Below are 11,846 nucleotides of genomic sequence, written 5' to 3' on the forward strand. Positions count from 1 at the left end.
ATACAAACCGCTCCTCTTACGCACCGCCGCTCAACGCCAGCGCAGCAAAACCCACACCAAAGCCGCGCAATTCACCAGCACCGTGGCCCAAAAAACCCGCAAAAACGCAGTCTTTTTAGATTTATGCCTGAGCACCCGCTGCGCCAGCAAAGCCCCAGGCCAGCCCCCCAACAGCGCCAGCAAATGCAAAGTGCGCTCCTCTGTACGCCAGCGATCATTCCTGGCGGCGGATTTATCCAGCGCGTAAGCAATAAAAGCCACAATGCTCACAGCCAAATAGCCGCCTGCAATCCACCACGGCCAATTGCCCCCATCAAAAAACACCATCCCAACTCCCTGCTTACGAGGCATATATAACTGCTGAATGAAAGGCGCAAGGGTAACTACATTTTGTAAGCCGAGCAAAAATCATTCCTTTCCAAACATGCTGTATATCAATCCCAATACCAAAACCCGTTTCTCTAAACAACGAATGCAAGCCAATTCCACGACATATTTCTGATCTGCCTGTGCGGCAGTGAACGACATCCCCGTTTAAATCGGGTGACAGATCGCTTTCTGAGCTGCCTGTGCGGCAGTGAACGTTGATAATTGGTTGCGAACTCGGCAAAGTGTTTTCTGAGCTGCCTGTGCGGCAGTGAACTTGTGGGCGTGGGATCAAAGACTTCGGGTGTATTTCTGAGCTGCCTGTGCGGCAGTGAACCCGGGGGCGTCGGGCGGATTACCTGTGTTTTCTTTCTGAGCTGCCTGTGCGGCAGTGAACGGCGCAAGCCAAGTGCAGGCTGATTGGGACAATTTCTGAGCTGCCTGTGCGGCAGTGAACTAGCTGTAACGCTCGATACTGTAATCGATATATTTCTGAGCTGCCTGTGCGGCAGTGAACAGCCGCCAATGGCAGCGCTTTGTAAGTCGGCCTTTCTGAGCTGCCTGTGCGGCAGTGAACCACAAGAGGAGCTGGAAGCTTTGCCTTGTGTTTTTCTGAGCTGCCTGTGCGGCAGTGAACCTTGATTTCGTCGATGCTGCGCTGATTTATTTTTTCTGAGCTGCCTGTGCGGCAGTGAACGAGTACAAAATGCACCATTTCAACCCGCTCAGTTTCTGAGCTGCCTGTGCGGCAGTGAACCGCATGGCCGGCAATTCTGTCTGCCCGCCACTTTTCTGAGCTGCCTGTGCGGCAGTGAACAAGGAGGGGGTAATCAGATGGCACTAGGCTGTTTTCTGAGCTGCCTGTGCGGCAGTGAACGTCAATGCGGGGTAGCATGCTACCCGTTGATTTTTCTGAGCTGCCTGTGCGGCAGTGAACCCCATATGCGTAAGTCTTCGGGCGAAATTTCGTTTCTGAGCTGCCTGTGCGGCAGTGAACATGACGACGACGAAGGCAGCAGCGGCGGGGCTTTTCTGAGCTGCCTGTGCGGCAGTGAACCTGACTTACGACCGGCTAGGCCGCCCCTTGGCTTTCTGAGCTGCCTGTGCGGCAGTGAACCATTAGCTTTGGGGTGGTTCGCATAGCGCCTATTTCTGAGCTGCCTGTGCGGCAGTGAACTATATTGGATCAGATGGTTTGCACTTGAATACTTTCTGAGCTGCCTGTGCGGCAGTGAACGGTACGCCGATGGGTGACTTTATGGCTGCCGTTTTCTGAGCTGCCTGTGCGGCAGTGAACGCGCTGCGCTGTCGTAAAGCCACGGGCCTGCATTTCTGAGCTGCCTGTGCGGCAGTGAACCTTAAGCGCTTCGGCTTATGGATTCGCCTTTATTTCTGAGCTGCCTGTGCGGCAGTGAACGCGGAGGGTGCTGGTGCGGCGCAGGTAGCTCATTTCTGAGCTGCCTGTGCGGCAGTGAACAAATCAGAGTAGTTTTTCTGGAAAACAGCATCTTTCTGAGCTGCCTGTGCGGCAGTGAACGAAATTGGCCGGGGCATGAGCGTATTGGTATCTTTCTGAGCTGCCTGTGCGGCAGTGAACGCCCCGGCCATTACCTAAGCTTCGGCCATTGTTTTCTGAGCTGCCTGTGCGGCAGTGAACCCTTCAGTGAGCATACGGGCGGCTTCCGTGCTTTTCTGAGCTGCCTGTGCGGCAGTGAACGATGCGATCAACAATAAGAGTTATTACTTGGCTTTCTGAGCTGCCTGTGCGGCAGTGAACAATGCTGAAAAAACCATTTCAAGGGCGGGCATTTTCTGAGCTGCCTGTGCGGCAGTGAACCTGTTATCGATACGCTAAAATCCTCAGTTGCTTTTCTGAGCTGCCTGTGCGGCAGTGAACGTTAATTGGGCGAGTGTGGCTGATGATGTTGTTTTCTGAGCTGCCTGTGCGGCAGTGAACGATTGCGGAGAAGTAAATGTAACAGGCAGTCCTTTCTGAGCTGCCTGTGCGGCAGTGAACTTGGATGACAGACCTGCTGCAGTCAAGCTCAGTTTCTGAGCTGCCTGTGCGGCAGTGAACCCTAAAAGCGATACCTCCGCGCAGCTTTAAAGTTTCTGAGCTGCCTGTGCGGCAGTGAACTGGTATTGATATCGCCGCTGGAACCAGTGCCTTTTCTGAGCTGCCTGTGCGGCAGTGAACTTCAGCATACAGGTGAAAACAATATCCCATTATTTCTGAGCTGCCTGTGCGGCAGTGAACTGGATTTACGCCGGATCACCACTTCCCCGCTTTTTCTGAGCTGCCTGTGCGGCAGTGAACAAACAATTCTCAAATCTAAAAGATGAATTTGCTTTCTGAGCTGCCTGTGCGGCAGTGAACCTAGCAGGGCTATTTTGACGCATCCAGCTTTCTTTCTGAGCTGCCTGTGCGGCAGTGAACTCGCATTTCCAGGCGACTGGCCGGGCGTTCATTTTCTGAGCTGCCTGTGCGGCAGTGAACTTATCCAAGGCAGCCGCTGAGCTGCGCCGCTTTTTCTGAGCTGCCTGTGCGGCAGTGAACGTAAGCGGCTGGCCAGCTGCAAATTGCGCTTTTTTCTGAGCTGCCTGTGCGGCAGTGAACTGCGACCATGAGTCAGGACGAATTTTCATGCATTTCTGAGCTGCCTGTGCGGCAGTGAACGCCACCTACCACGGGCGCAGTGCGGTGAAATGTTTCTGAGCTGCCTGTGCGGCAGTGAACTCCTAAACAAGCCAAGTGTCTGGGCTGCCATTTTTCTGAGCTGCCTGTGCGGCAGTGAACCATGATATCCAACATGTGCAAGAGCATCCTCATTTCTGAGCTGCCTGTGCGGCAGTGAACGGCGCTTTCGCGCAATGCAAAAAGCCCGTCTCTTTCTGAGCTGCCTGTGCGGCAGTGAACGCCGATTTGGTAGACCTGTACGGCCTGCCCAATTTCTGAGCTGCCTGTGCGGCAGTGAACGAGCGGGGGGAACTCAATTACTGGCGCGGTGATTTCTGAGCTGCCTGTGCGGCAGTGAACAGTTGTTATTTAAACACATGTCTTTCATTGTTAAAGAACTTCCCTGCTTTCTCCCAAAAAACCCTTAATTTCACCCGCCCTTACAACCCATTTAAAATCAAAGAGTTACAAAAGCAGGTAAAAAGAGGGTTAAAAAACGGGAATGGTCGCTACAGGGCTTAGACCATAATCGCTGAATGTGCCTGCTACCGCTTCAGCTTGCAAAGGGCCTTGCTGGATAAAGAGGCAAAACGATTGGGCAGTAGAATTACTTTTCATTTGAATAAAGGGCAACTTCAGCCTTGCTTCATTCGCAAATGAAATACGTTCTAGCGCCTCTTGCTCACTTAGCCTGCCATTACGGACTGATCTGCGGCGCAGGCGTTCGGCACTGCTTTTTGCTTGCACTCTTTTAACCACCCTATGCTTTGCACTGGCAGGCACAGATAAAATGGCACTGGCTGTGGTGTAATCCCTCAGGCCTTTTAACCAGCTTTCTGCCATCAACTGCTCCAGCGCAGCGTGCTTGCCATGCAGCCGCAAGATGGGGCCCAAGGTTTTATCTGCCAGCGGAAAGCTCACCCCAATCTGCCCCTGCCCTACATCGGCCAAGGCGCGGTGCAGCTTGGCAAACAGGGCATTAAACAAGGTGGCCACCTCAAACTCGGGGTCGGGCAGCACCTTAATTTCCAGGTAGTGATCCATGCCAGCCCCTTAACCCGCTTCACCAAAGACACCACCGCGTACCAAGGTGGCGATCACATAATGCTGCTGCTCTGCAGCAGGCACTTCGCCTTTGATAATCCACGCATCTAATAGATTGTAAAAATCCTTTTTAACTCTTGGCTGGCGATAGGCTTTGCCACGACTAGTCACCGAGCCGTAGGGCTCTACCGCAATTGGGCCTAATTCTTCTGAATCAGGGTACCAGGTATCAATAGTGCGTAAGGCATTGCCAATTTTCTGCGAATGCATGGCCGCCACTTCATTCACTTTATAAAGATATTTGCTTTTAGTGCTATCGCGCCCTCCATCTAAAACCAGCTCTTGTGATGGAAATACTTCTTGGCCCGCGCCAAGGCGTACAAAGCCTTCTACTTGTAAAAATGCAAATGACTGGCCCATTAGCCCAAGGCGAATCACTTCAGCCAATTCGGCTAAATCGCCAGTTGGCTGAGTAAACTCACGTAAATTAAAATCCTGGCTATTAAATACCCAAGTGGTTTTTTTATTGTCAGCTTGATGCGTTACCCGCACTTCAACCGATTCTGCACCCACCCGATTGCGCCACAAGAAACGGCCATTGGCGATATTTTCTGCATAGCGCGCGGCCAGCTCGGTAAATTGGTGCTCGGCAATATAGGCATTAATCTTTTTAGCCAGCTCGGCTTGATATTCCTGATCATTACACGCCGATGGCAAAACCAAATTACCCAATACACGCAGGGTAAAGCTCACTTTTAAGGTGTCTGCATCAAAAGGCAATGCAGCCATATCAACGCGCTGTAAATTAGCTTTTTGAATCTCGGCATCTAATTTAGCAGGATCGCTGGCCACAGCATTTTTAAGCCGGTTAGATATCGTGCCACGCACATCTTTGCTTAGAATTGCCAATGCAGGCCACTGCCCACTTATTGCCCGCTCTTCCCATTTGCCCGCGTGCATTACCGCATCAGAATTAGATAACTTGCGCTCAAATGCCAATACAGAAGCTGTTTTAATTGCCATGGTCTATTTTCCTTATTGAGTTGATTTCGCAGGTTGATATAGGTTTTTGCATAGATAGGCTTCATCGGTACATTGATAACGCCAAATCAGTGATTCAATTTCATGAATACGGTGCGGGCTAATCCATTGCCCTATCGAATAGGCTGATTCAACAAAACGAAATGGCGTATTGGCATCCCTTGCACTTGCCACTTCGCCTTGAGCATAGAGCGGTGAAATTGCGTGATAGCCCATGCTAATTGGCACTAAATACCCAGAAGCAGGCTTAGGTATGCGTTGCCAGGAGGCTTTGCTTTCCTCATTTGGATTATCTTCTGTGCTAATGGCTTGGTATTTCAGTGCAGAAAAATCCAACCATGCATCAATTAAATCGGCATCTGGATTGCTCGCTTGCAAAGCCTGATGGTGGGCTTGCAATACATCAGGCCGATTAACCAAAGCAAAGCCAGGCAATAATCTTAATAATTGTTTGCGATTAAATTGGTCGCGCTTTTCAATATCTTGAGGAATTTCAGCAAACTGTACTTGTTTAATGCTTTGAATTGTTCCTCCAGCCAATCTTTGCATCAGCACTTTTTGAGTAAGATATTGCTCTAGCCAGGCAATATCGCCCTTCGTGCTGCCCGTATCAAAATCAAAATCGTAGCTGGTGAAATCGCATTCAATCAGTAAAGAAACATCCATACTCATGCGGGCTTCTTCGTTAAAAGCGGCCGTTTTAGCTTCTTTGGTCAATGGATTACGCGTCAATGCAAATACATAATCACCCCAGCCTGCGGGTTGATAAGCCTGCACCGCATGCTGATGGCAAATCACTGCGCAGCCACCCAAAACTAAGCCATGATCTTTTTGCAAAGTTCTGGATAGCGCATGGGTAAAACCCAAAAAATTGCTAATCGCGGGGAAACCATAAGTAAGGCCTGCAATGGCATTGGCATTTTTTACGGATAAATGGTGCAATATAATGAGTGATTTCATTAGGCTATTTCCTCCTGACCAACACCCAAATCAAAACGCAAACGAACCAGTTTTTCTTCTAAGGTTTTAGACCAAACCTTATGCTCTACATCTTTCATCAATAATTTGTCATCCATCAGCTTAAAATTAAGCCAGCTGGCAAATTGATTGGCGACATCGCTTTGCCAATCCTTAGCTGCGTAATCGGCCTTAAAAGCCGCATCCCACTGCCCGCGCCAAGGGTCCAGCCATAATTGCTCGGCTTTACTTAATTGAGATAAAGCGCTCCAGCAGCGGAATTCTTCCTGCTCACCCAATTGCTGAATTTCTGCGGCAAATTGCAATAGTGATTCAATCAAATCATCCACAAACGCGGCCCGCCGATCACGGCGAGGCTTGGTGCTATCCAGCTCTTTAATACTTAATAAATATTCTTTGAATACTCTTGAAATACGGCGAGTGCGCCAACTATATTCACGCCAAAATGCATCTTTTTTATCTGCAGGCGGCTTCGCTTTTTTATCCCAAACAGGCGGGCGGCAAGAAAGTAAAAATGCTTGTCCACGGCGGCCACTGTTAAGCAAACTAATATTTTGAGGCTTAGTTCCTCCGTAAGTTTGCACAGCCACATTGAGATAATCGACTGTAATTTGCTCGCTAAATTTCTCTTCCCGTTTAAGCTTACGTACCGCCTTAGCATCTTCCGAATAACGGCTGGCAACGATCCGCTCATGTAATGCTTGAGCAAGGGCAGACGAAAATAGCGGGCTAATCAGGTGATAGCTATCGCTGGCTACAGGAAAATAAAGCTGCTTAGCCAGTGCATGCGATCGCAATTCTTTTACCGATAAAGCCAACTTAAAACCTTGTAACCACTCGGCCAGTTGGGCTTCGTCAGAGGTAAAAGGCTGTAAGGAAGACACATCATCTTGTGCAAGCTGATTGGCTAAAGTAACACCACCCACGGCCAGCTGCAGTAAGCCTGCTACATCTAAAGCCGCCGCATTCCCCACCACATCAATGGCTGGGGCTTGCAGGGTAGCAGTGCAAAGATAGGGCCATGCTTGCTTGGAGTCTGCAATATAAACGCTACTGCCCTTGGCATCGCTATGGGTAAATTTGGGTGGGTGAGTCGCAAAACTTATTTGCTTTGCACGAATAGCTGCATCCGAAAGCCATGCATTCACGCCGTATTTAGCTGCCTCATCCAAGCGCTGCTTGGCCAGATTCTCCACCTGCTCTGGCGACTCTTTTTTCTGAGCATCTTTATCAAGCTTCTCCAGGCGAGTATCAGCTCGCCCCTGGATGTAGTTTTTTATGAGGTCAGACATGGTGTTATTCATACTCCCTCCCAATATTTTTAATTCTTACATTATGCTTGTTATTTAATTCAATTAATACAAAGATTTACTAAGATATTTCTGACTACCTCAGTTCACCATGCACCCCAAACCACTCTTGATACAGCCACTTTTCTTCCGTCACCCGCAGGCGGATTTCAGCAAATTTTTGGCTGGTTTCCGCTAAACCCAAATTCAGCTGCTCTGCTAATTCTTCAATTAAAGCGCTGGCGTTATGACTCATCCACGGTTGCACGCCTGCCCCAAGTGACACTTCATAGCGATGAAAGCGGCTGCTATCGACCAAGCCTTGCTCGCCTGATTCAACCACTAAATAAAACTGCGCCGCCTCTCCTTCTTCTTCCAGATAAAGTAAAAAAACGTCATCTTTAGCAGATAGGCGAAATGGCGTTTGCCTTTGCAGCTCAAAACACCAACTTGCAGAATGTCCCCACCAAAGTGCGGCATGAATGGCGACTTTTGCAGAGCCAAACAGCTTTGCTGCCAAATGCGCATGCTCTAAATCGACCAAATTATGCTGCTCATCCAAGGGGCTGCGCGCCTGAATACGTGGCGTGGCGCTGAGGTACTGGTATTGCTCAGTGGTTAAAATTTCTGCCAAATCTTTGCTTTGCAGCTCAAAACCCTTTGCTTCAAACCCCGGCTGGCTATAGGCAATCCCCTCGCCTTTTAATGCTCGGTAGTTCTTATTCAAAATCAGTAAATTGGCCGCCTTGGGAATTTGCTGGCGGTGGCGTTGAATACGGCCAGCCAGTTGAATTAAAGATCGCATCGAGCTGGGTTCGGCAATCGCCCAGTCGTAATCGTGATCCCGACCCACTTCGGCAACGGCGGTGGCAAAGACAATAAAAAGTTGATTGGGCTCTGGGCAATCAGCAATAGCCGCTTGCACGGCAGGCACTTGCCAAACGGCATTGGGATCATGGCGGCTAAGCGCAGCATCAAGCTGCCGCTCAATACCGGATCGCACCAATAAAGGGTGCTGGCTGTGATAAATACAAAAATGAATGCGATATTGATCTGGAGCTGCCTGGCTCAATAACTGACGGGCAAGGGCAACCATCGGTTTGATATTGGCCATGCGTACCAAACCAATCGACAGGCGCTTGCCACTGACATGCACCTGATGATGAGCTGTATGTAAACGCTGTATGCCGTTATAAATAGCATCGCTCATGGCCTGTAAAACATCCGGCGTCGATTTAGAAGCGGCCAGCACCGGCAAAAGTTCGGCATGGCGCAGAGTAGATTGCCTGGCTAAAGCTTTAATCCGCTGAGCTACAAAAGCTTGATGGGTAGTAGTAAATTCGGCCAAATCGGCGTGATCGCTTTGCATGGATTTATGTTCATCAAACCATGCACAGCACACGGGCAATGGCCTTGCATCACCACACGCCGCATTAAACTGGCTGCGTCCAGCTTTGTAAGCATCAAACAAAGCCTGAATCAAGGCGGGTGGCAAGGTTGCGGAAGAGAGTAATACTCTGGAGCCCAGCATTCCTGCCCAATTGACTAAGCGGCATAAAGCGGGCAAATCGGCCAAATCAAAATCATCTGGCTCATCCAGTACTAAATCAGACGTAAGCAGGCGCAGCATTGGCGCAATTTGCTTACCACCGCGCTCACCTTCCGTAGCTGGAATCAGGTGATCTATGGTGCTGACCAAGACCGGCGCACTGAGTAATTGCAAGAGCGCAGGCGATACTTTTAGCCATTGGCTTAAACGCCCATCATCCAGGCTGCCGTCGTAGCTGACATATTGATGCTCGGCAAACAAGGCCTCGGCCGATTCACTGCCAGATTGCTCGGCGGTGAGCGCTTTACCCTCCTCAAGCGCTTGCTCCTTATTCAACTCGTGCAATTGCCGCACAGCTTGCGAGCCAATCAACACCGCCAAATCATCATTTTCCAGATGCAAACGCGCTTGCAGGGCATCACCCGTTTGTAAAGTCAGTGTACGCAAGCCAAGAGCCACGCTAAAACGGCAGCCCAATTTTTCATCTGCCAAGCCATACATAATGCGGGCATTGGCAAAGGTTTTTCCGCAGCCCGTCGATGCCATATTGACGCCAAAAAAACCCTGCGTCTTACTTCGCTCACTCAAGCCTTTAGCCAGCTCGTAGGCCTTATCTTGCCAACGATATTTTTCATCGGTACTGCGCTGCTTAAAGCCTTTATGGCGAGTAATAGCAGGCAAGCTTTGCCGTAATTTAGGCAGGCTTTTTGCCAGTAAAAACGCATTATGACCTACGCCAATATTGTGCTCGTCCAGCTTTTGTTTTAATTCACGGGTTTTACAATCTGTATTGGCAAAAGCTTTATATTTTTTATCCTGCCAAACTAATTTTGGCTCACCTGCCGAATAACAATGATCCGCCAGCATCAAAGATAAGCGTGCCAAATGACTTGAAAAATTATCCTGCAACCAATCCATTTCTTGTAATTGGCGATGCTTAAGCGCCCGCTTGGCAATACTTTTTGCCTTATTACACCAAGTTTGGCTTCGCATAGGCGTTCCAAAATCAAACTGCCAAACTTTTTGCCAATCAGCCGCTTGCCAATCATCAAATTCACACTGCGGCGAATTCCATGCTGCAGACAAAAACTTACCCGTCATCCATTGATTAATATAATCAACGCGAGGCTCGTTTTCTTTCTGATTAAATTTTGGTAAACGGTGATGCGAAACAATCAGCCAGGTAACACTGCGGGCCAAGGGGGATAAAGATTTAAAAGGGTTATCAAATCTTTGTTCTGGACGATCTTTTATCAGCCGCTCAAACATCACAGCTTCATCATGAGGACTAATTACAGCTAATTTAGCCAGCCATTCTGCATCGCTTTGCTCAGTAACAAAGGCTTGAAATAAACGCAGTGACACCCATTCATGCCGGTAAGGCTCAGAGCCCTTTGATTTTTTATTAGGATTTAATTTGTCCTGAAACAGACGATTCGCTTTACCAAAATCATGAAATAAACCAGCTATTGCAGCCAACAAAGATATTGATTCAGCGGTGTGCCATTGGTTTTCATCGGTGCTACGCAATATATCTTGGCTGGTGGTATTAGTGGGCACCGTGCCCTGCTCATTAAACTGGCGCAAATTACCAACAATCCATAGCAATTCTGTTTGATTCGCACCTTTAATCCAATGGCAAGCCACTGCAGTATTACGCTTAGCTGTTTTTTTCAGAAGTTTGCGTAAAGTATCTAAGCCCTGCAGGGTAATAGCTGTTTGCCAAGTACGATCGCCTTTTCGCTCAGCAAATTGATCTAAAATTCGCCTTGTTTCAGTTAAAGCCCGTTTATTGCATTGTGAAACCAGTAAAATATTCATTTACCCACCTGACTGCATGCCAGCGCGGTGTCTTTAATGCCATCAATCATCACATCCAGTGCTTCTGCCCTGGAAAAGCCTTCCATGCAGCGGCGTCTAAAGTCTTGCTCCTCCTCCCCCGCCATAGCCGCAATAAATGCCTGCGGTAAAATAAGCGCATCTTTAATTAAATCTGCAACATCAAATACCAAACCACCCCGCCGTGTTTTACCATGCAATACTGCCAAGCCATGCGGCAAACCAATCACCCAAACGGCTGTGGCCGCTAATCCATACGCCAAATAATTACCATGATCTAAATAACGATTTGCAATATCTAAACCAGAGCCACGTTTAGCACGGGTAAATTCGCCATATTGAGCGGCATTGGCTGCTAATTTATAAAGCGCTTTTGTTAAGCTGGCTTCTTGGGCAAGAATATCGTTGCTGCTTTGGCAGTTATTCAAGCTATTTTGGAATTTATCTAATAAGGGAACCAGCTGTGATTCAGTCACAGCAAAGCCATCTTCACGCTGCATACGACTAGATAACCAGTGCTTACGAATCTGTGCGATTCGTAATAATTGAAATGCTTTAGCTGCAGCTAATCGCTTGCTATCATCAAACCAAAAACTAACCCAATGTTGCAGATATTCGGTTGGACGGTATTCGCTTTGCGGAGTAAGCCAGGAAACATCAACCTCTGCCTCATTAGCGGCAAATAAAGGTGAGCCACCTCCTCCACAAAAACCGACTAAGACACCCGCCTTAGCAAGCTCCCGCATTGCTGCCTGAGTAATTGATGTACCTGTACCTAATAAAATAGAAGTGGTATTGGCAATAGGGATATTCCAATAAAGCGATTGCTTACCTTCATCAGTCACATATTCAACCCGGCCATCATTAACTAATACACGGCAGTGCTGCAAATAATAGAGATTAGCTCTTTTTGAATGAAGAATCGTTTTTAAATCTGAAGGCGAGAATGAATCCATACACGAGCTCCTGAGCCATTTAAATTTGCAAATCAGAAATGACGAAACAAGAAGATAAAACTGAGATTTAAAAAGCGCTGCAAATAATGCTTTCTAGGAAAGAAAGG

7 protein-coding genes and 1 CRISPR repeat array are annotated in these 11,846 nt (G+C 48.4%); all 7 genes read right to left on the minus strand.

Annotated features, from left to right (window positions below; all coding sequences use genetic code 11):
• Nucleotides 1-30: 30 nt before the first annotated feature.
• The 7 genes from HA050_RS17055 to cas1f all read right to left on the minus strand — a co-directional run bounded on the left by HA050_RS17055 (nucleotide 31) and on the right by cas1f (nucleotide 11,739).
• Nucleotides 31-351 (minus strand): DUF1294 domain-containing protein, encoded by a 321-nt coding sequence (locus tag HA050_RS17055; RefSeq protein WP_166828801.1) that lies wholly within the window; start codon nucleotides 349-351, stop codon nucleotides 31-33.
• 144 nt (nucleotides 352-495) lie between these two features.
• A CRISPR array of direct repeats spans nucleotides 496-3,403; the repeat unit is 28 nt; unit sequence TTTCTGAGCTGCCTGTGCGGCAGTGAAC.
• A 129-nt stretch (nucleotides 3,404-3,532) separates the two neighbouring features.
• Entirely contained in the window at nucleotides 3,533-4,087 is a 555-nt protein-coding gene (gene cas6f, locus HA050_RS17060; protein WP_166828804.1) for a type I-F CRISPR-associated endoribonuclease Cas6/Csy4, read from the minus strand.
• 9 nt (nucleotides 4,088-4,096) lie between these two features.
• Nucleotides 4,097-5,110, minus strand: a complete 1,014-nt coding sequence (csy3, locus tag HA050_RS17065; protein WP_166828807.1) for a type I-F CRISPR-associated protein Csy3 — start codon at nucleotides 5,108-5,110, stop codon at nucleotides 4,097-4,099.
• Between the two features lie 12 nt (nucleotides 5,111-5,122).
• On the minus strand, nucleotides 5,123-6,088 hold the full coding sequence (gene csy2, locus HA050_RS17070; RefSeq protein WP_166828810.1) for a type I-F CRISPR-associated protein Csy2: 966 nt from the start codon (nucleotides 6,086-6,088) through the stop codon (nucleotides 5,123-5,125).
• Nucleotides 6,088-7,398: a type I-F CRISPR-associated protein Csy1 gene (gene csy1 / locus HA050_RS17075; RefSeq protein ID WP_205836483.1), complete on the minus strand. Its 1,311-nt coding sequence runs from the start codon at nucleotides 7,396-7,398 to the stop codon at nucleotides 6,088-6,090. The genes csy2 and csy1 overlap by 1 nt, the downstream gene beginning before the upstream one ends.
• 94 nt (nucleotides 7,399-7,492) lie before the next feature.
• Nucleotides 7,493-10,765 (minus strand): type I-F CRISPR-associated helicase Cas3f, encoded by a 3,273-nt coding sequence (gene cas3f / locus HA050_RS17080; protein WP_166828818.1) that lies wholly within the window; start codon nucleotides 10,763-10,765, stop codon nucleotides 7,493-7,495.
• Nucleotides 10,762-11,739, minus strand: a complete 978-nt coding sequence (gene cas1f, locus HA050_RS17085) for a type I-F CRISPR-associated endonuclease Cas1f (RefSeq protein WP_166828821.1) — start codon at nucleotides 11,737-11,739, stop codon at nucleotides 10,762-10,764. The genes cas3f and cas1f overlap by 4 nt, the downstream gene beginning before the upstream one ends.
• Nucleotides 11,740-11,846 lie beyond the last annotated feature (107 nt).

It is taken from the genome of Iodobacter violaceini (genome assembly GCF_011601265.1).
GTDB classification, from domain to species: domain Bacteria; phylum Pseudomonadota; class Gammaproteobacteria; order Burkholderiales; family Chitinibacteraceae; genus Iodobacter; species Iodobacter violaceini.

What these genes read in the sequence shown, in the direction of transcription:
- cas6f (WP_166828804.1), bottom strand. Translation starts at nt 4,087, where the DNA reads ATGGATCACTACCTGGAAATTAAGGTGCTGCCCGACCCCGAGTTTGAG.
- csy2 (WP_166828810.1), bottom strand. Translation starts at nt 6,088, where the DNA reads ATGAAATCACTCATTATATTGCACCATTTATCCGTAAAAAATGCCAAT.
- cas3f (WP_166828818.1), bottom strand. Translation starts at nt 10,765, where the DNA reads ATGAATATTTTACTGGTTTCACAATGCAATAAACGGGCTTTAACTGAA.
- csy1 (WP_205836483.1), bottom strand. Translation starts at nt 7,398, where the DNA reads ATGTCTGACCTCATAAAAAACTACATCCAGGGGCGAGCTGATACTCGC.
- HA050_RS17055 (WP_166828801.1), bottom strand. Translation starts at nt 351, where the DNA reads ATGCCTCGTAAGCAGGGAGTTGGGATGGTGTTTTTTGATGGGGGCAAT.
- cas1f (WP_166828821.1), bottom strand. Translation starts at nt 11,739, where the DNA reads ATGGATTCATTCTCGCCTTCAGATTTAAAAACGATTCTTCATTCAAAA.
- csy3 (WP_166828807.1), bottom strand. Translation starts at nt 5,110, where the DNA reads ATGGCAATTAAAACAGCTTCTGTATTGGCATTTGAGCGCAAGTTATCT.